This is a genomic window from Streptomyces chartreusis (assembly GCF_008704715.1).
GTDB classification, from domain to species: Bacteria; Actinomycetota; Actinomycetes; order Streptomycetales; family Streptomycetaceae; genus Streptomyces; species Streptomyces chartreusis.
In genome coordinates this window covers 3,990,443-4,008,382 of sequence record NZ_CP023689.1, presented here as the reverse complement: position 1 = coordinate 4,008,382, position 17,940 = coordinate 3,990,443, and the positions used below count along the sequence as shown (strand labels likewise).

At 70.8% G+C, this 17,940-nt stretch carries 15 protein-coding genes and 1 riboswitch; of the genes, 7 read left to right on the top strand and 8 right to left on the bottom strand.

What is annotated here, in order from left to right:
• Nucleotides 1-11: 11 nt before the first annotated feature.
• Nucleotides 12-485: a pyridoxamine 5'-phosphate oxidase family protein gene (locus tag CP983_RS16940; protein ID WP_150500281.1), complete on the bottom strand. Its 474-nt coding sequence runs from the start codon at nucleotides 483-485 to the stop codon at nucleotides 12-14.
• A gap of 142 nt (nucleotides 486-627) precedes the next feature.
• Between CP983_RS16940 and CP983_RS16935 the strand changes: the two genes are divergently transcribed.
• Nucleotides 628-1,434, top strand: a complete 807-nt coding sequence (locus CP983_RS16935; RefSeq protein ID WP_150500279.1) for a class II aldolase/adducin family protein — start codon at nucleotides 628-630, stop codon at nucleotides 1,432-1,434.
• Between the two features lie 26 nt (nucleotides 1,435-1,460).
• On the opposite strand, the gene CP983_RS16930 is transcribed toward CP983_RS16935, so the two are convergent.
• Complete coding sequence (locus tag CP983_RS16930) at nucleotides 1,461-2,345, bottom strand: DUF4429 domain-containing protein (protein ID WP_150500277.1); 885 nt, start codon at nucleotides 2,343-2,345, stop codon at nucleotides 1,461-1,463.
• 320 nt (nucleotides 2,346-2,665) lie between these two features.
• Between CP983_RS16930 and CP983_RS16925 the strand changes: the two genes are divergently transcribed.
• Nucleotides 2,666-3,946 carry a hypothetical protein gene (locus CP983_RS16925; RefSeq protein ID WP_150500275.1) on the top strand — a complete coding sequence of 427 codons (1,281 nt, stop codon included), beginning with the start codon at nucleotides 2,666-2,668 and terminating at the stop codon, nucleotides 3,944-3,946.
• Nucleotides 3,947-4,475: 529 nt separating this feature from the next.
• Nucleotides 4,476-5,003 (top strand): DoxX family protein, encoded by a 528-nt coding sequence (locus CP983_RS16920; protein WP_125529529.1) that lies wholly within the window; start codon nucleotides 4,476-4,478, stop codon nucleotides 5,001-5,003.
• Between the two features lie 30 nt (nucleotides 5,004-5,033).
• On the opposite strand, the gene CP983_RS16915 is transcribed toward CP983_RS16920, so the two are convergent.
• Nucleotides 5,034-5,240: a hypothetical protein gene (locus CP983_RS16915; protein WP_107903991.1), complete on the bottom strand. Its 207-nt coding sequence runs from the start codon at nucleotides 5,238-5,240 to the stop codon at nucleotides 5,034-5,036.
• Nucleotides 5,227-6,660, bottom strand: a complete 1,434-nt coding sequence (locus CP983_RS16910; RefSeq protein ID WP_150500273.1) for a PspC domain-containing protein — start codon at nucleotides 6,658-6,660, stop codon at nucleotides 5,227-5,229. The genes CP983_RS16915 and CP983_RS16910 overlap by 14 nt, the downstream gene beginning before the upstream one ends.
• A 143-nt stretch (nucleotides 6,661-6,803) precedes the next feature.
• On the opposite strand from CP983_RS16910, the gene CP983_RS16905 reads away from it, so the two are divergent.
• Together CP983_RS16905 and CP983_RS16900 are read left to right on the top strand one after the other, a co-directional pair.
• On the top strand, nucleotides 6,804-8,129 hold the full coding sequence (locus tag CP983_RS16905; protein WP_093747028.1) for an ATP-binding protein: 1,326 nt from the start codon (nucleotides 6,804-6,806) through the stop codon (nucleotides 8,127-8,129).
• Nucleotides 8,126-8,845 carry a LuxR C-terminal-related transcriptional regulator gene (locus tag CP983_RS16900; RefSeq protein ID WP_150500271.1) on the top strand — a complete coding sequence of 240 codons (720 nt, stop codon included), beginning with the start codon at nucleotides 8,126-8,128 and terminating at the stop codon, nucleotides 8,843-8,845. The genes CP983_RS16905 and CP983_RS16900 overlap by 4 nt, the downstream gene beginning before the upstream one ends.
• A gap of 12 nt (nucleotides 8,846-8,857) precedes the next feature.
• Here CP983_RS16900 and CP983_RS16895 read toward each other — a convergent pair whose 3' ends face one another.
• Nucleotides 8,858-9,910, bottom strand: a complete 1,053-nt coding sequence (locus tag CP983_RS16895; protein WP_150500269.1) for a C40 family peptidase — start codon at nucleotides 9,908-9,910, stop codon at nucleotides 8,858-8,860.
• Between the two features lie 423 nt (nucleotides 9,911-10,333).
• Between CP983_RS16895 and CP983_RS16890 the strand changes: the two genes are divergently transcribed.
• A complete protein-coding gene (locus tag CP983_RS16890; protein WP_150500267.1) occupies nucleotides 10,334-10,687 on the top strand; it encodes a hypothetical protein in 354 nt (117 codons plus the stop codon).
• Here CP983_RS16890 and CP983_RS16885 read toward each other — a convergent pair.
• Together CP983_RS16885 and CP983_RS16880 are read right to left on the bottom strand one after the other, a co-directional pair.
• Complete coding sequence (locus CP983_RS16885; RefSeq protein ID WP_150500265.1) at nucleotides 10,665-11,672, bottom strand: tellurite resistance/C4-dicarboxylate transporter family protein; 1,008 nt, start codon at nucleotides 11,670-11,672, stop codon at nucleotides 10,665-10,667. The genes CP983_RS16890 and CP983_RS16885 overlap by 23 nt on opposite strands.
• 320 nt (nucleotides 11,673-11,992) lie before the next feature.
• A complete protein-coding gene (locus CP983_RS16880) occupies nucleotides 11,993-13,171 on the bottom strand; it encodes a C40 family peptidase (RefSeq protein WP_150500263.1) in 1,179 nt (392 codons plus the stop codon).
• An 8-nt stretch (nucleotides 13,172-13,179) separates the two neighbouring features.
• Nucleotides 13,180-13,349, bottom strand: a riboswitch (cyclic di-AMP (ydaO/yuaA leader).
• A gap of 354 nt (nucleotides 13,350-13,703) precedes the next feature.
• On the opposite strand from CP983_RS16880, the gene pcrA reads away from it, so the two are divergent.
• The gene (pcrA, locus tag CP983_RS16875; protein WP_150500261.1) at nucleotides 13,704-16,190 is read left to right on the top strand and encodes a DNA helicase PcrA; all 2,487 of its coding nucleotides are present in this window, start codon (nucleotides 13,704-13,706) and stop codon (nucleotides 16,188-16,190) included.
• A 65-nt stretch (nucleotides 16,191-16,255) separates the two neighbouring features.
• Here the strand turns inward: pcrA and CP983_RS16870 are convergent, their stop codons facing one another.
• Nucleotides 16,256-17,881 (bottom strand): M23 family metallopeptidase, encoded by a 1,626-nt coding sequence (locus CP983_RS16870; protein WP_229914931.1) that lies wholly within the window; start codon nucleotides 17,879-17,881, stop codon nucleotides 16,256-16,258.
• Between the last annotated feature and the right edge of the window lie 59 nt (nucleotides 17,882-17,940).

The following is a 17,940-nucleotide window of genomic DNA, read 5'->3' as shown; positions in this document are numbered from 1 at the left end:
TCATATGTGCCCTAGGTGCGCTTGATCGTGCGCAAGGGCATGCCGGGCTGCCAGATCTGGACGACCAGGTACTTGTCGTCCTCGACGAAGGTCCTCACGACCTCGGTCAGCTCGGTGCGGAAGAGGTGGAACGGCTCCGGCGGTTCCACCTCTTCGCCGTATGCGGCCTTCTGCTGCGGGTCCTCGACCTCGATCGCCCGCCCGGCGATCCGCACGTCGCCGCCGCCCATCGACTGACCCTCGCCGGGGTTCGCCTGGAGCGCGAAACGGGGGTCACGCCGCAGATCGAGGGCCTTGAGCGAGTCCGGCATCATGCCGAGCCACAGCTCGCCGTTCAGGAAACGGACCTCCAGGCCGGTCGTGCGGGGCGAGCCGTCCTTGCGGAGGGTGGCGAGGACGTGGTGGGTGAAGGCGCCGAAGCGTTCCTCGGCGGTGCGGGCGAGGTCCGGCTCCGCCTCGGTGAAAGCTGCCCAGTTCGCTGTCATACGGCCAGTCTGGCCCCCATACCCGACATCCTCTGTCGGGTTTCCGCTGTCCGGGTAGCGGGATCTTTACAGAACATCTCTGTTCTCCTGCGCTGACCGACGGTAACTTCCGCCCCGTAAGCAACCCAGTGCGGGAGGACACATGCACGGGACGCCCCTCGGGCCCATTCCGCCCTCGCCGCTGCCGACCGATCAGCTGCGGTTCGCGATGCCGCCGATGCACGAGTCGATCGAGGACGAGCGCCGCCATCGCAAGGAGCGGCTCGCGGGCGCGCTGCGGATATTCGGGCGGCTCGGATTCGAGGACGGGGTCTCCGGACACATCACCGCACGCGACCCCGAGTTCAGCGACTGCTTCTGGGTCAACCCGTTCGGGATGCCGTTCCGGCACGTCACCGTCAGCGACCTCGTCCTCGCCAATTCCGAGGGCCAGGTGATCGAGGGCCGCTACCACGTCAACCAGGCGGCGTTCACCGTGCACTCCCAGGTCCACGCCGCCCGCCCCGACGTCGTCGCGGTCGCCCACTGCCACTCGGTGCACGGGCGGGCCCTCGCGGCGCTCGGCGACCTGCTCGACCCGATCACCCAGGAGAGCTGCGCCTTCTACGAGGACCACGCGCTCTACGACGCCTACTCCGGCGTCGCCGTAGACGCCACGGAGGGCCGGCGCATCGCGACCGCGCTCGACTGCCACAAGGCGCTCGTCCTGCGCAACCACGGCCTGCTCACCGTCGGCGACTCCGTGGACGCGGCGGCCTGGTGGTTCCTGTCCATGGAACGGTCCTGCCAGGTCCAGCTGACCGCCAGGGCGGCGGGGCGGCCGGTGCTGATCGAACACCGGCAGGCCGTGGCCACGCGAGAGCAGCTGGGCGGGGATCTGGTGGCGTGGATCAACTATCAGCCGCTGTGGCAGGACATCAGCCGGAGCGAGCCGGATCTGTTGAGCTGACGCGTGGGCGCCGGGGGGCGGGCTGCTCAGAAGCCTCGGAGGACCGCGGCCTTCGTCATCGCGAACTCCTCGTCCGTGAGGACGCCGTCGCGGTGCAGCTCGCCCAACTCGCGCAGTCTGCGCAGGAGTACGTCGTGGTGGTCGGCCGGGGGCGGGACGGTCGCCGTGAGCTGCGGGCGGTCCTCGGCGTCGCCGCCCGTGCGGGTGGACGGGTGCGGCAGCCGGGCGGTGATCGCGGTCGCGACCAGGGCCGTGAGCAGGTCGCGACGGGCGCTGCCCCACAGGTCCAGGGCGTACGGGTCCTTCTCCGGCGGCAGTTTGGAGAACACCGTCTCGCGGGTCACGAAGCGCAGGAAGCCGTCCTCGTAGCCGGAGTTGGGCAGCCACTCGACCTGGACCAGTTCGCCCACGCCGATGATCCGCGGGCCGGTCGCCCGCTTGACCCGGTCCGAGGTGTCGGACCAGTCGATCCGCACCTGGGTGCCGTCGAAGGAGACCGTGCCGTCGGAGGAGCGGACGGAGACCGGGACGGGCGGGCCGGGCAGGAGGTACGTCTTGGTCGGGTCCTTGGGGATCTGGTCCAGGAGCAGCGCGCGGCGGATCTCCTCCGCGACGTACTCGGCGACCCCCGCACGGTCGACGTCCACCGCCAGCCGGTACGGATCCGCCGTGTCCGGCAGCCTGCCGCCGGTCGCGTGGAGCAGCGGGTCGGCGCCCTCACGCAGCCGCATGCGCAGCCGGCCGCGCTTGCGTTCGGGCTCGAAGACGATGCCGGCGACGGCTTCGAGGGGCACGGCGATCTCTCCGTACGTCTGCCGGAACAGCGGCACGGAGCGGTGGAGGCCCGGCGTGATACGGACCGTTGTGCCGTCGAAGGCCCAGGTCCCGTCGCGCTGGATGATCTCGGCCATACGGGAATTCTCGCAGCCGGGTCAACACGGGGGGTGATTTCGTCACCCGCGTCGACCGGACCTGCCGGGCGGGGGGTGGGTGGCGTACGGCACAATTCGCTGTCGTCACGGGGGAGTTGTGGGGGACTTCGGCTGTGGTGCGGGCGGCTGCCGGAAGCGGTCGTGGCCGGTATGTGAGATGCGGCTGCCGGTGGTGGGGTTGTGGGTTATAAGGCCATGGGGTGATGTGGCCGCTCGGTGGGTTTTGGGTGGCTGGTGGTTGGTGGCGGGTTGTGCGTTTTCGGTTGGGTCGGGAAGTTCCAGGAAGGCAGGCGTCGGGCGTGGCGGTGCAGGAGGCTGGGCAGGGCGGCGCGGTGTTGGGCGCGCATGGAGGCGGCTGCACCTGTGGGGACTGCCCGCACGGGGCGCGGGCGGGGCATCGGCGAGCGGTCGCCGAGTTCCTGCTGAAGCGGGACGAGTTCGCCACCGGGCAGGGGCTGCCGGCGGCGGTCGCGCACTCGGTGTCGGCCTCCCGGCAGTGGGTGTCCGAGGAGCTGACGCAGTCGGCGGAACACGTCGCCGAGCGGGGGCGGGCCGAGGGTGACGCATGGCTCGCGCGGCTGTGGTTGCGTACGGCGTGCGTCGTCTGGGGGCTCGTGGTCGCGCTGCTGCTGGTGCAGGCGCTCACGGCGATCGGGGCCGGGTGGACGGCGGCGCGTACCGCCGGGCTGCTCGCGGCCGTGGTGACCGCTGGGGCGTTGACGGCGGCGTCGTGGTTCCACCGGGCGCGGGGTGGTGCTCTGGCGCCGGTCATCGGTGAGGACAACCGGCTTTCCACGTCGCGGGCGGTGGCCGGGGCGTGGGTGCTGTTCGTCGCGTACGCCGTGCTCGTGCTGGTGGGGCGGTTGGCGGCGGCGTCCGGGCACGCGGAGCGCGATGCGCTGATCTCGGGGCTCGAACTGGCGCGGGGGGCCGGGGTGGTGACCGTGCTCGCCGTGGTGTGTGCGATCGCGGTGCTGGTGCGGCGGGTCGTCGGGGTGCGGGTGCTGGGGCAGCGGCTGCAGAAGGTGCGGGCGTATCGGCCTCGGGCCGCTGATCTGCTGACGGATGACGCGGGGCGGGGGTCGTTCGCGGACATTCAGTATGTGGTGATCGGTGGGGTTGCGCTGCTGTTCGCGGCGGTGCGGTTGGGGCGGCGGCCGGATCAGCTGCCGGATCTGCCGTGGGGGCTGGCGGTGGTGGTGCTGGTGTCCGCGGCGACGTATTTGGCCGGGAAGTATGCGGAGGGGGGTCGGCCGGTGATTCTCTCCGTGGTGCGGGCGCGGGAGGCGGGCGATCTGGACGCGCCGATCCGGACCGGGGACGACATCGAGATTCGTGGGGCCGGGTTTGTGCCGCCTGGGGCACAGGGGGCGGATCGGTTGTCGCGGATGGTGGTGCGGATCGGGGCGGTGCATGTGCATGTCCCGTTGGTGCCTGTGGCTGGGGGGTTCAGTAATCCGACGGATGCGGTGCTGACTGTGCCGGTGCCGGCGGATGTGGAGCCGGGGCGGGTTGAGGTGCAGGTGGTTACTGCGGTGGGGGTCGAGACGAATCGGTACCTGATCGACGTGACCGAGTGACGGGTCGGTGCCTGCGGCGGCCTGTGGCTGTTGGGTGGGGGTGTGTGCGGGTAGCGCCTGCGGGTGGGGGGTGGGTCGGGGCCGTGCCGGGGGGTGTCCGTCCTCGGTCCGGCGGTTGCTGTAGCTGAGAAGGTCCACGTTTCTTGACGCCGGCCGCTGCGGGCGGACACCCCCCGGCACGGCCCCTTGCCGCCGTACGCGGCTGCGGGTTCGTCGGGGTACGCCACCCACCCGGTCTTCGGACCCGAGCCTCTCGACGCCGGTCCGCGTTCTTTGTTTTCAGCCCGTCCGGCGTTTGAGGACGAGGCCGATTAGGCCGAAGCGGGGTCTGGGGCGGCAGCCCCAGGAGCAGGGGGCTGAGGGGTGCCGCCTGTGGCGTCGGATTTTGTTGAGGTTGGTGGGGGCGCGGGGTTTTCAGGGGGGCCGGGGCGGCGGAGAATACGGGCTGCATGGTTGAGCGGCGTAGCGATTGCGTACGTATCGTCGTTCGAGGGGTCACGGCACGGCGGGCGAGAGGCGGCTACGGGCGATGACTCACGGTATGCACACGGACGCGCACCCCCCTTATCTCGACGGCGACCGGGGCTGGCGGGACACCGCCACCCGTTACGCCCTGCTTCCGCTCCGCGTCTTCCTCGGCGTCACCTTTATCTACGCCGGGCTGGACAAGCTCACGGACAGCGCCTTCATGAAGGACTCCGGGGCGGGGTCGATCGGCGACATGATGCGTGCCGTTCGGGACTCCTCCGCCATCCCGGCCATGGTGGACATGGCCTTGGACAATCCGGTGGGCTTCGGTTACGCCATCGCGTTCGGTGAGCTGGCCGTCGGGATCGGCACGCTCATCGGGCTGTTCGCCCGTCTGGCGGCGCTGGGCGGGGCGTTGATCTCGCTGAGTCTGTGGCTGACGGTGAGCTGGGCCTCCGATCCCTACTACTACGGCAATGACCTCGCCTATTTGATGGCCTGGCTGCCGCTCGTGCTCGCGGGTGCTTCCGTGTTCTCGCTGGATGCCGCTCTGCGGGGGCGGCGACGGCAGCGGTTGGGGTATCGGTAGGTCGCCGCGCAGCCTCCTCGGGTGGGCCGCTCAGTGGGGTGTGCGGTGGCGTTTGCGTATCGCCCGGGTGAGGAGGGCTGTCGCTCCTGCCAGGGAGAGGCCGCCGATGACCAGGGGGATCACCACGAACCACGGGGTTTCCCAGGCGTCGCCTGCGTCTCCGGCGTAGACGATGCCCGCGATGGTGAGGAAGGCGCCGGCCACCAGCCTGCCGGGCTGGAACTCATGACGTAGCACGGCTGACCTCCGCCTGTCCGACGCCGACGCTCAGATCGATGTCCAGCGTGCCCGCGCTCTTCGTGCCCGTGGGCGGGTTCAGGGTCAGTTCCTTGTGCTTGCCCGGTGCCACGTCCACGTCCTGCTTGTCCTCGCCGGGGAGCTGGATGTCTCCCACGCCCACGTCGATGCTCACCTTCACGGTCGCGTCCTTCGGGACGATCAGCTTCAGTCTGCCTACGCCCACGTCGGCCCTTGTCGTGATCGGTTGCGTCTTCGAGAGGTTCAGCCGGGTCAGGTCCAAGGTGCCCACGCCCGTTCCCAGGTCGTACTGGTGCTTTACGTCCGCTGCTGCCGCCGGCTGCCAGTTCTCTTCGATCCAGTGGGTGCTGATGTCCTTGGGCAGGGCTGCCGAGGCGGCAAGGAGCCCTGCGGTGATGATCGCCAGGAAGACGGAGCCCGCTCCCGTGCGGCCCAGGAACGCGCTGATGGCTATGCCGAGGCCTATGACCAGCAGCGCGCAGGCCAGACCCGTCTGGAGGCTGGTGCCGAGTGCGTGGTCCTCCCAGGTGGCGCCGGTGCCGAGGGCGCCCGCGAGGAGGGCCAGCAGGAACACCCAGCCGCCGATCCAGCGGGGGCCGCGGGGCTTGGGCTGCTGGGAGCGTCGGGTCCGTATGTCCTGGCGGCTGCTCCAGACGCCGCCCAGGCCGACGTTGACGGCCGCCGCGATGTCGCGGTCGCGGGAGTCGCGCGGGCCCCAGAGATAGCCCGTGCCGCCCTCGTGGGTGCCGTCCTTGACGATCGGGTCGCGCCACCAGGAGGGGTAGGCCGCGGGCACCGGCGGGGCCTGTGCCTCCGGCGGGGCGTCGGCGACGGCCTGGGCGGCCAGCGGGTCCGGGTCGGGGGTGCCGCGGTGCCGTGACCAGTAGCCGGCGCCGGCCACGAGGAGGGAGAGGACGACGGCGAAGGCCAGCACACCGCCGTTGTTCAGCAGGGTCAGGAACACACCGCAGCCGACCAGCGCGAACAGCACGGCCGTCAGCGCCTGGCCGTCGACGCGGCCGGTCAGCAGCTTGCGGACCTCGTTCTCGTCCTCGTCGTCGTACGGGACGAAGAGCCAGGCGAAGCCGTAGAAGATGAGGCCTATGCCGCCGGTCGCGGAGAGCACGGCGAGTGTGATCCGGAAGAACACCGGGTCCATGTCGCACTGCCGGCCCAGACCGGCGCAGACACCGGCCAGCATCTTGTGCCGGCGGTCGCGCCGGAACCTGTGCGGCGGGGGGAGCGCGCCCGCTTCCCCGGGCGCCGCTGTCTCCGCGCCCGCCTGTGCGCGCGGTTCCTCACCCGCGGCGCTCGCGGGTGCCGGGCCGGTCGGCGTGCCCGCGGTGGGCGCGTCGTCCGGCTCGGGCACGGAGTCCGCGGCGTGCTGGTGATCAGTCATGTGTCCATGGTGACGGGCGGGTCGGCCCGATGGGAGTCGGAATGACCCTGGTCGGACCCTGATATCGGCCCTGAGTCGGGTGCGGGGGAGGTGTTCGAGGCGGCGGGCCTCGAAGATCAGGGGAGTCTAGGGGGTCGACCCTGATGCCTCGCTGGGCCGGGCGTGTGAACATCGATGGCATGCCGGAAGCCGCAGCAGCGCCACTCGCCGAACCGCGGCCGCCGCGCAAGCTCTACCGCAGCAGTGACGGACGCTGGCTCGGGGGCGTGGCGCGGGGGCTCGCCGGGCACCTGGGCCTGCCCGTCATCTGGGTGCGGCTCGTCTTCGTCGGCCTGTTCATGGCGGACGGCCTCGGTGCGCTGCTGTACGCCGCGTTCTGGTTCTTCGTGCCGCTCGGCCTCGGCGGGGTCGACGCACAGCGGCCGCCCCCCTTCACCACCGAGACCGCGTCCGACGGCCGCCGCAGACTCGTCGCCCGCAAGCCCGACAAGGGCCAGATCGTCGCGCTGCTGCTCATGGTGGTCGTGGCGATGGTCTTCGTCGGCAGCGTGGACCTGGGCAACGGCGCCAAGGCGTACCTGCTGCCCGCCGTCCTCGTCGGCGCGGGTGTCGCCCTGGTCTGGCGGCAGGCGGACAACGCCCGCCGGGCCCGCTGGATGGAGGCCGGGCGGCGTCGGCGGACCCTCAGCCTGCTGCGTGCCGCGGGCGGCGTCGTCCTCGTCACGGCCGGCGTCTCCGGCATCTTCGTCCTCCAGGGCTCCGCCGCCCACCTCGGCTCCGTCCTCCAGGCGGCGCTCGCGGTCCTCGTCGGTATAACGCTGCTTGCGGGGCCGTACCTGGTCCGGATGACCCAGGACCTCTCCGAGGAACGCCTGATGCGCATCCGCGCCCAGGAGCGCGCCGAGGTCGCCGCCCACGTCCACGACTCGGTGCTGCACACCCTGACCCTGATCCAGCGCAACGCGGAGAACGCCGGCGAGGTCCGCCGGCTCGCCCGCGCCCAGGAGCGCGACCTGCGCACCTGGCTGTACAAGCCCGAGGGCACCGGCAAGGACGAGGCCGACGAACCCGCCAATCTCGCCGACGCGGTGCGGCGCAACGCCGCCGAGGTGGAGGACAAGCACGGCGTGCCCATAGAGGTCGTGGTCGTCGGCGACTGCCCGCTCGACGAGAGGATCGCCGCACAGATGCAGGCCGCGCGCGAGGCGATGGTGAACGCCGCCAAGTACGGTGGCGAGGGCGGCGCCGTGCAGGTCTACGCCGAGGTCGAGGGAAAGACCGTCTTCGTGTCCGTCCGGGACCGCGGTCCGGGCTTCGACCTCGACTCGATACCCGCCGACCGCATGGGCGTCAGAGAATCGATCATCGGCCGCATGGAGCGCAACGGCGGTACGGCCCGGCTGCGGGCGGTACCCGACGGCGGCACGGAGGTCGAGCTGGAGATGGAGAGGGCGGAGAAGACGTCATGAGCGAGCCGACCGAGGCGAACGAGTCCGTGGAGCCGACCGGCGGGAGCGCGGCCGAGCGGCACGTGCGCGTGGTCCTCGTCGACGACCACCGCATGTTCCGTACGGGAGTCCAGGCCGAGATCGGCCGGACCGAGCAGACCGGTGTCGAGGTCGTCGGCGAGGCCGCGGACGTCGACCAGGCGGTCACGGTCATCACCGCGACCCGGCCCGAGGTCGTCCTCCTCGATGTGCACCTGCCGGGCGGCGGCGGGGTCGAAGTCCTGCGCCGCTGCGCCCCGTTGATGGCGGACGCCGAGCAGTCCGTCCGCTTCCTCGCGCTGTCCGTCTCGGACGCCGCGGAGGACGTCATCGGCGTGATCCGGGGCGGTGCGCGCGGGTACGTGACCAAGACGATCACCGGCACCGACCTGGTCGACTCGGTCTTCCGGGTCCAGGACGGCGACGCGGTGTTCTCGCCGCGCCTCGCCGGGTTCGTCCTGGACGCGTTCGCGTCGACGGACGCCCCGCCGGTCGACGAGGACCTCGACCGCCTCACCCAGCGCGAGCGGGAGGTACTGCGGCTGATCGCGCGCGGGTACGCGTACAAGGAGATCGCCAAGCAGCTGTTCATCTCCGTCAAGACGGTCGAGTCCCATGTGTCGGCGGTCCTGCGCAAGCTCCAGCTGTCCAACCGGCACGAGCTGACGCGGTGGGCGACGGCACGGCGACTCGTCTGAGAGCGGGGAAGGTCAGGCCACCCGGGTGGCGCCCGCGAAGGGCATCTCGTCCAGGGGTGCCACCCGGACCGGTGCCGACGGGTTCGGGGCGTGGATCATCTGGCCGTTGCCGATGTACAGGCCCACGTGGCTGATGCCGGAGTAGAAGAACACCAGGTCGCCCGGGCGCAGTTCGGAGCGCGAGACGCGACGGCCCGCGTCGATCTGGGCGTAGGTCGTGCGGGGCAGCGAGACGCCGGCCTCGCGGTACGCGGCCTGCGTGAGGCCGGAGCAGTCGAAGGCGTTGGGGCCGGTCGCGCCCCAGACGTAGGGGCTGCCGAGTTTGGCGTAGGCGTAGGAGACAGCGGCCGCCGCGCGGGCGTTGGGGGCCTGGGCGGCGGCGGAACCGGGGGAGGCCAGGGAGCCGCGGGCGCCGGTCGAGGAGCGGGTGGCGCGATCGTCGAGGCGGGCCTGTTCCTCGGCGGTCAGTCGGGTCAGCAGGGTGCGGGCCGAGTCCAGCTTGCCGGTGATCGTCTTCTTGTGCCGCTTCAGCTCGGCCTGGCGGGACTTCAGCGAGGTCAGTTCGACTTGTGCCGCGCCGCGCAGCTGCTCGATCTCGCGGAGCTGCCTGCGGACGCTCGCGACGGATGAGGCCTGCCGGTTGCCGGCGCGTTCGGCGAACTCCGCGCCGTCCAGGTAGCGGTCGGGGTCCTCGGAGAGGGCGAGCTGGAGGGCCGGGTCGAGGCCGCCGTCGCGGTACTGCGCCGCCGCCATCGAACCGAGCGCTTCCCGCGCCGAGTTGAGCTTCTCCGTCTTGCGTGCGGCCTGGTCCTGGAGGTTCCTGATCCGCTGCCGGCCCGCGTCCGCCTGCTCCTTGGCGCCGTTGTACTTCTCGGTGGCGGCCTCCGCCTCCTGATACAGCTTGTCCACCTTGGCCTTCACCTGTGCCGGTGTCAGCTGCGGCTCGGCGTGCCCGGTCCCGTCGAAGCCGGTCGCCGTCGCCGCGCCCGCCAGTGCGATCGTCCATGCCGTGCGGGCCGTATTGCCGCCGGCCGAGCGCCGGCGGGGTTTTCGGTGCGCTGCCACGTGGACTGCACGTCCTTTCGTCCGCCCGCCACGTCCCGTACGACCGCACGGGGCGGGTCACGCGTCCGGCGGCGGCCCGCACAGGGGGAGCGGGCCGCCGCCGGACTTTTTTCGGCGGTGGTGTCCGACTGCCGCCCCTGGCCCGGGCGGCGGTGGGGAGCCGGTCACCTGGTGAAGGACGCTAAACCTCTCCGTGTCGGGCCGGTGACGGGTTGTGCGGAAGTGCTGGGAGCGGACCGATGGTGACCGTAAGTGAGCGTGATCCCGGGATGGAGGCGCCTGGTTCACGCTCTGTGCTGACCGAAGTGGCGATTCAGGGGTGGCTGAGGGTGGCGGGATGCTATGGCGCGCATATATGCGGGGTGAAGGAGGGGTGCGGGGCGGTGTCGGGCGGGATTTTCGTGGTGGTTAGGCTCCGGGCCCATGGACGTACTCATCCATTTGTTCGTCGGGCTGCACATCATCGGTATCGCCGCGCTGCTCGGTGGGTTCTTCACGCAGCTGAAGGCGATGGGGCAGGGCACCGCCCGGTACGTGCCCGCGATGCTGCACGGTGCGTTGACCATGCTGGTCACCGGCGTGATCCTCGTCGGCCTGAATCAGGCGGACGATCAGTCCGTCAACAACATCAAGATCGGCGTGAAGCTGGCGCTGCTGGTCGTGATCCTCGGGCTCGTCTATGTGAAGCGGGACGAGGAGACCGTGGACAAGCGGCTGTTCGGGCTGGTGGGGCTGCTGGCCATGGCGAACGTCTTCATCGCTGTGCTGTGGACGTGACGTCGGTGCCGCGGCGAGTGCCGGGGCGCGTGTAGCTCCGGACCGCGCCCGCCGTGACCGCCAGCCAGGCCGCGATCGCGATCCACATCAGTGCCTCGCCCGGGTGCTCCAGCCATGAGGCGTCCAGGGCCGTGCCGACGGAGAGTGTCGCCGCTGCCGTCATGCCCATCGGGAACACCGTGGCCCAGCGGCGAACGTCGTAGCGCAGGCGCGGCCAGGCGAACTCGGTGAGGAGCAGGAGGGAGTACCAGGCGATGTCGAGTACGAGCAGGGCGACGGTCACCGTGCGCAGGACGCCGTAGTCGTCGTCGTTCCAGAGGTAGAGGGCGGGGCTGTCGGCGGCGAGCAGCTTCGAGCCGGCCAGTGCGGAGATGGCGAGGGCGCCGCCCGCCACCCACTGGTCGCCGGCGCCTCGGGCGAGCTGGCGCCGGTCGAAGCGGGGCAGGGCCACGACGTAGAGGACCAGGCCGAGCCAGAAGAAGACGAGCGCCATGTGGGCGAGCCATGCCGTGGTCTCGGCGGCGGCGAGCGTGGCGCCCAGTACGGCCAGGCCCTCTGTGGCCACGCAGCCCAGGAAGATCGCGCCGGGCATCTGGCGGCGCCAGTGGCGCAGGACGGTGAGCAGGAGCACCGGCCAGAGCGCGGTGGCCAGGGCCAGGAGGGCCTCGGCGAGGGTCACCCAGCCGAGGGCGGTGAAGCGGGTGCCCAGGACTGTCGTCGCGGCGATGGCGGTGAGGGCGGCGGGGGTGGCCGCCTCTTTCAGCCATCTTTCGCGATCCTGGAGGAAGCGGGCGGTGAAGTCGGCGGCCAGGGCCAGCCAGGCCGTGCAGGCGAGGGCCAGGGCGATGCGGGAGAGGGTCTCGTAGTCCGTCTGGTGCAGGGCTACCGAGAGGATGCCGGTGGCCATGACCGCGGCGCCGGCTGTGGGGGGTCGCTGCGACCACCAGGTGTGGAGCGGGGAGGTGGGGGTCGTGGGGCCGGGCATGGGGCGATGCTATGGAGCCGGGTGGGGGATGGCCGTGGGGCGCGCTCGGGGGTGTCGGGAAATCGTGCTGTGTCGGGTGTTCGGGTGGGGTGCCTGCGGCGGCCCGTCGCGCCGGGTGGGGGCTTGCGTAGCGCCTGCGGTTGTGTGGTGGGGCGGGGACGTGCCGGGGGGTGTCCGTCCTCGGTCGGGCGGTTGGCCTGACTTAGGAGGGTGCTGTTTCTTGACGCCCGCCGCTGCGGGCGGACACCCCCCGGCACGTCCCCTCACCGCCGTGGGCGACTGCGGGTACCGCGTGCGTGCCGGGGAAGCGTCCGTTCCTGTCAGGCCGGGCGGACCACGCTGTGGATCGACGACTCTCCGTCGTAGTAGATCGACTCCTCGCGGACGTACGCGCCGGGCTTGGGGGCGTGGATCATCATGCCGTTGCCGATGTAGATGCCCACGTGGGTGACGTCGTCGTAGAAGAAGACCAGGTCGCCGGGCTGGGCGCTGGAGAGGGGGACCGTGGTGCCGGCGTTGACCTGGTCGTAGGTGACGCGGGGGATGTCGACGCCGGCGGCCTTCCAGGCGGCCTGGGTGAGGCCGGAGCAGTCGTAGGAGTCGGGGCCGGTGGCGCCCCAGACGTACGGCTTGCCGATCTGGGAGCGGGCAAAGGCCAGGGTCTTCTCGGCCTTGGTGGCGTACGAGGAGTCCGACGAGTTCGAGGAGTCCGAGGTGCCCGAGTCGGCGGGCGGCTGGGTGCTCTCCTGCTGCTGGGCGGCGGCTGCCGCCTCCTGGCGTTGGCGCTCGGCCGCCGCCTGCTGGCGGGCCAGCTCCGCGGCCTTGCGGGCGGCCTCCTCCTGCTTGCGCTTCTCGATCGCGGCGAGGCGGGCCTTCTCCTCGGCCGTCAGCTTCGAGAGGAGCTCGCGCGCGTCGGAGAGCTTCTGCTGGACGGTGGCCTTGGCCGACTTGAGGTCGTTCTGCGAGTCGGTGAGCGTCTCGAGGCTCTGGGTGGCCTCCCGGCGCTTCTCCATCGTCTCGGACTGCTGGGTGAAGTAGTCGTCGACCGACTCCTTCTGACGGCCGGTCATACGGTCCATCAGCTGGGTCTGGTCGAAGTAGTCCTGCGGGTTGTCCGCCAGGAGGAAGGTCGCCGTGTCGGGGGCCGCGGCGCCGGTGCGGTACTGGGCGGCTGCGTTGCGGCCGAGTTCCTCGCGGGCTTCGTTGAGCTTCTGGGTGCGCTTGGCGACGTCGTCGAGGAGGGTGTCGACGCGCTTGCGCTGCTTCGTGGTCTTGTCCTTGGCCGAGTTGTACTTCTCGGTTGCCGACTCCGCTTGGCGGTAGAGGTCGTCGACCTTCTTCTCGACCTCTTCGAGGCTGGGCTTGTCGTCCGTCGACGGGCTGGCGTTGGCCGTCTGGGACAGCAGGGCCACGGACGTGAGGGCTGCCGTGGCGAGGGCAGGGGTGCGTATGCCTGCTACGCGCGTACCGGCGGGACGCGACTTGCGGTGCGACGCCAAGGGAGGCGACTCCTTCCATATTCCGCCTACCGAGTTAGCTGTCGGGTTCGGGCGGGTGGTTCGGAAGGGTTGCCCTACGGCCGGTCCCCGCGAGGGAAGTCGGGCCGATTCACCCCAAGTTCGGTGGGTCCCCGGCTCCGGTCGCCGTGAGGCGTGCCGGACTCGGCGGAGGCCGTGCGGCCCGGCGTCGTTCGCCGGTGGGGGTCGTACGGCCTGCCCGGCACGGTAGCCAACTCGTGTGGCCCCTGTGAAGGTTGATGTTCGATATGCCCGATACATTTTCGTGACCTTGGTCCCAAACGTAGCGGGCGGTGATTGGTTCGGGGGTGCGTGCGGGGTTTTGGGGGTGGGGGGTGTGTGTGGGTTGATTTGGGCGTGTTGGTGGTTGTCTGGGGTGGTCGGTTGCGGGTTGTGGTGGGGTCGTTGCTGGGGGTGAGGGAGGAAGTGGGGGCTGATTGTCGGGGGTTCGAGGGCGGGGATGTCTCGAGGGTGGGGGCGGGCTGTCAGTGGGGCGGCCTAGACTCGGAGAGCGATGAGCAGCCTCTTTGACGACAGCTTCCTGGCGGACCTCCAGGCCCCTCGGGCCCACGGGGAAGAGCACCCGCCGCCGCCCGAGGACGACCACGCTCCGGAACCGGTTCCGGACGATCTGTTCGGTGGGAAGTTCGACGTGCCACCGGACCGGGACGGCCACTACCGCGACGGCGCCCCGCGGCCGGTCATCGACGCCGCGGCGCTGCTGGAGGGGCTGAACGACAACCAGCGTGCCGCCGTCGTCCACTCCGGCACCCCGCTGCTCATCGTGGCCGGCGCCGGGTCCGGCAAGACGCGTGTGCTCACCCATCGCATCGCCCACCTGCTCGCCGAGCGGAACGTGCATCCGGGGCAGATCCTCGCGATCACGTTCACCAACAAGGCCGCGGGCGAGATGAAGGAGCGGGTCGAGCAGCTCGTCGGCCCGCGCGCCAACGCGATGTGGGTGATGACCTTCCACAGCGCGTGCGTGCGCATTCTGCGGCGGGAGAGCAAGAAGCTCGGGTTCACGTCTTCTTTCTCGATCTACGACGCCGCCGACAGCAAGCGGCTGATGGCGCTCGTGTGCCGTGATCTGGATCTCGACCCCAAACGGTTCCCGCCCAAGTCCTTCAGCGCCAAGATCAGCAACCTGAAGAACGAGCTGATCGACGAGGAGGACTTCGCCGCCCAGGCGACCGACGGCTTCGAGAAGACCCTCGCTCAGGCGTACGCCCTGTACCAGTCGCGGTTGCGGGAGGCCAACGCCCTCGACTTCGACGACCTGATCATGACGACGGTCAACCTGCTGCGCGCCTTCCCGGACGTCGCCGAGCACTACCGCCGGCGCTTCCGCCATGTGCTGGTGGACGAGTACCAGGACACCAACCACGCCCAGTACGCGCTGGTGCGCGAGCTCGTCGGGACCGGCGAGCATCCCGTCGACGTGCCGCCGAGCTCCCACGACGTCCCGCCCGCCGAGCTGTGCGTGGTGGGTGACGCCGACCAGTCGATCTACGCCTTCCGGGGCGCCACCATCCGCAACATCCTCCAGTTCGAGGAGGACTACCCGGAGGCGACGACCATCCTGCTGGAGCAGAACTATCGGTCGACGCAGACGATCCTGACCGCCGCCAACGCCGTCATCGAACGCAACGAGTCCCGCCGCCCCAAGAACCTGTGGACCAACGCGGGCGCGGGCGCGCGCATCACCGGCTACGTCGCCGACACCGAGCACGACGAGGCGCAGTTCGTCGCCGAGGAGATAGACCGACTGACGGACGCGGGCGACGCGAAGGCCGGCGACGTCGCCGTCTTCTACCGGACGAACGCCCAGTCCCGTGTCTTCGAGGAAATCTTCATCCGCGTCGGGCTGCCCTACAAGGTCGTCGGCGGGGTCCGCTTCTACGAGCGCAAGGAGGTCCGGGACGTCCTCGCCTACCTGCGGGTGCTGGCCAACCCCGAGGACTCCGTGCCGCTGCGGCGCATCCTGAACGTGCCCAAGCGGGGCATCGGCGAGCGTGCCGAGGCGATGATCGACGCGCTGTCGCAGCGGGAGAAGATCAGCTTCCCGCAGGCGCTGAAGCGCGTCGACGAGGCGTACGGCATGGCCGCGCGGTCCACCAACGCCGTCAAGCGGTTCAACACGCTGATGGAGGAGCTCCGTACGATCGTCGAGTCCGGCGCGGGACCGGCGACGGTCCTGGAGGCGGTCCTCGAACGGACCGGCTACCTCGCCGAGTTGCAGGCCTCCACCGACCCGCAGGACGAGACCCGTATCGAGAACCTCCAGGAACTCGCGGCCGTCGCCCTGGAGTTCGAGCAGGAGACGGGCGAGGGCGAGGCCGTCGGCGGGCTCTCCGACTTCCTGGAGCGGGTCGCGCTGGTCGCCGACTCCGACCAGATCCCGGACGAGGAGGAGGACGGCTCCGGCGTCATCACCCTGATGACCCTCCACACCGCCAAGGGCCTGGAGTTCCCGGTAGTCTTCCTCACCGGCATGGAGGACGGCGTCTTCCCGCACATGCGCGCCCTCGGCCAGAACAAGGAGCTGGAGGAGGAGCGGCGGCTCGCGTACGTCGGCATCACGCGCGCGCGTGAGCGGCTGTATCTGACGCGCTCGGCGATGCGCAGCGCGTGGGGGCAGCCGTCGTACAACCCGCCGTCCCGCTTCCTGGAGGAGATCCCGGCGGCGCACGTGGACTGGAAGCGCACCGGGGCGACCGCGCCGGTCTCCTCCGGGCCCGTGTCCGGGGTCGCCGCCTCGCTGTCGTCGTCCCGCTCGCGTTCCTCGGCGTCGGGCGCGTCCGGCTTCGCCACGCGCCGCACCTCCGAGAAGCCGGTCGTCCAGCTCGCCGTCGGCGACCGTGTCACGCACGACCAGTTCGGGCTCGGCACGGTGACGGGTGTGAAGGGCACGGGCGTGAACGCCGAGGCGACGATCGACTTCGGGGACACCAAGCCGAAGCGGCTGCTGCTGCGGTACGCGCCGGTGGAGAAGCTCTAGCGCCGACAAGTGCGCCCCCGCTGCCGTTTGCAGGGCGGGGGCGCGTGTTCAGGCCGTGGACTTGCTTACGACGGGTCGACCCCGTGGCTGCGCAGCCACGACAGCGGGTCTATCGCCGAGCCGCCGCCGGGCCGGACCTCGAAGTGCAGGTGCGGGCCCGTCGAGTTGCCGGAGTTGCCGGAGTACGCGATCGGGTCGCCGGCCTTGACGGTCGTACCGGAGGCGACGCGGTAGCTGGAGAGGTGGCAGTACCACGTCTCCGTGCCGTCCTTCGCGGTCACGATCATCATGTTGCCGTAGGCGCTGTTCCACTGTGTGCGGACGGTGCCGTCGGTCGCGGCCATCACCGTCGTGCCGTACGACACCGGGAAGTCGATGCCGGTGTGCACGGACATCCAGTTGATGCCGGACTGGCCGAAGTAGGCGCTGAGGCCGTGCTGCGCGACCGGAACCGCGAACTTCGGACGCAGCCGCTCCTTGCGGGCGGCCTCCTCGGCGGCCTTGCGCTTCTCGGCCGCCTGCTGCGCCTTGAGGTCGATGCGCTCCTGCGTACGGCTGGCCCGGTCGGCGAAGTCGTCGGCGCCGGCGGAGAGGCTCTCGAGCTGGGTGTCCAGCTTGTTGTTCGCGGTGGACGGCTTCACGGCGGCGCCCTCGGAGGCGAGCGTGGAGGCGTCCTTGTCGTCGGTCAGGTTGCCGACGGAGGCGGCGGCGATCCCCGCGACGCCCATGACACAGGCCGAGGGCACGGCGATCGTCAGCAGCGCGGAACGCTTCGGGGGCGTACGGCGGCGGGAGCGCGCTCCGCTGCGGGAGCCGGCGCGGGGGGAGGGGGCCGGAGTGGTCTCCTCCTGGTCGTCGAGGAGAGGGGCCACGGCGGGGAGTTCGCCGGTGGCGGTCAACTCGCCTTCGTGCTGGGCCTGGTCGTCGTACGAGGCGTGGTCGTACGGCGCGTGCTCGTCGTAGGAGGCCGTGTGGTCCTCGTACGGGGCGTGCTCGTCGTAGCCCGTGTGCTCGTCGTAGCCCGCGTGCTCTTCATAGGCCGCGTGTTCGTCGTACGGCGTGTGCTCGTCGTAACCCGCGGCAGCGCCGTGCTCGATCTGGTCGAAGTGCGCGGTCGCCTGCTGGTCGAAGGATTCTGCTGACGGCTCGAAGTCGCCGGTCGTCTGCGTCGTGCTGCCGTCGGAGTTCCACTGGGTGGCGTCGTACGCCCCGGTGTCGAAAGCTGCCGTGCCCCATGCCCAGTTCTGGGTCTGGTCGGGCTGGGGGGCGGCCGTCTGGTCGGGCTGGAGCCAGGCGTTCGCGTCCCACTGGCCCGAGACGTCATGGCCGTTGGCCTGCTGCGGGACGAAGGCGAGCCGCTCGTGGTCGGTGCCCCAGGCCGCGGTCTCGTACGCGCCGGTGTCGTAGGCGGCCTGATGCTGGGCCGCGTAGGCGTCGTAGTGCGCGGTGTGGTGGCTGCCGGTGGACCACTGGGTGGCGTCGTACGTGCCGGTGCCGGTGCCTGCGCCCTCGCCCGGGAGGCTGCCGAACAGGGGGTCCGCGTCGAAGGTCGGTGCTGCGTGACCGGCGGTCGCAAAACCTGTGGCGTCGTAGGTGCCGTAGGTGGTGGAGTCACCGTAATGGGCTTCCTGCGTGCCGTACGGCGCGTAATGCGCCGAGGCGGCGTCGGGAGCCGGAGTCGGAGACGTCATGGTCCCCGACGGGTGACGATCGTTCACCAACTTCTCTCTCGCCTCGACTACAGGGGCTG

Excerpts from the sequence above, each read along its gene's own strand:
- CP983_RS16870 (WP_229914931.1), bottom strand. The coding sequence starts at position 17,881 with ATGACGTCTCCGACTCCGGCTCCCGACGCCGCCTCGGCGCATTACGCG.
- CP983_RS16930 (WP_150500277.1), bottom strand. The coding sequence starts at position 2,345 with ATGGCCGAGATCATCCAGCGCGACGGGACCTGGGCCTTCGACGGCACA.
- CP983_RS16905 (WP_093747028.1), top strand. The coding sequence starts at position 6,804 with ATGCCTCGCTGGGCCGGGCGTGTGAACATCGATGGCATGCCGGAAGCC.
- CP983_RS16890 (WP_150500267.1), top strand. The coding sequence starts at position 10,334 with ATGGACGTACTCATCCATTTGTTCGTCGGGCTGCACATCATCGGTATC.
- CP983_RS16910 (WP_150500273.1), bottom strand. The coding sequence starts at position 6,660 with ATGACTGATCACCAGCACGCCGCGGACTCCGTGCCCGAGCCGGACGAC.
- CP983_RS16940 (WP_150500281.1), bottom strand. The coding sequence starts at position 485 with ATGACAGCGAACTGGGCAGCTTTCACCGAGGCGGAGCCGGACCTCGCC.
- CP983_RS16920 (WP_125529529.1), top strand. The coding sequence starts at position 4,476 with ATGACTCACGGTATGCACACGGACGCGCACCCCCCTTATCTCGACGGC.
- CP983_RS16900 (WP_150500271.1), top strand. The coding sequence starts at position 8,126 with ATGAGCGAGCCGACCGAGGCGAACGAGTCCGTGGAGCCGACCGGCGGG.
- CP983_RS16885 (WP_150500265.1), bottom strand. The coding sequence starts at position 11,672 with ATGCCCGGCCCCACGACCCCCACCTCCCCGCTCCACACCTGGTGGTCG.
- pcrA (WP_150500261.1), top strand. The coding sequence starts at position 13,704 with ATGAGCAGCCTCTTTGACGACAGCTTCCTGGCGGACCTCCAGGCCCCT.
- CP983_RS16935 (WP_150500279.1), top strand. The coding sequence starts at position 628 with ATGCACGGGACGCCCCTCGGGCCCATTCCGCCCTCGCCGCTGCCGACC.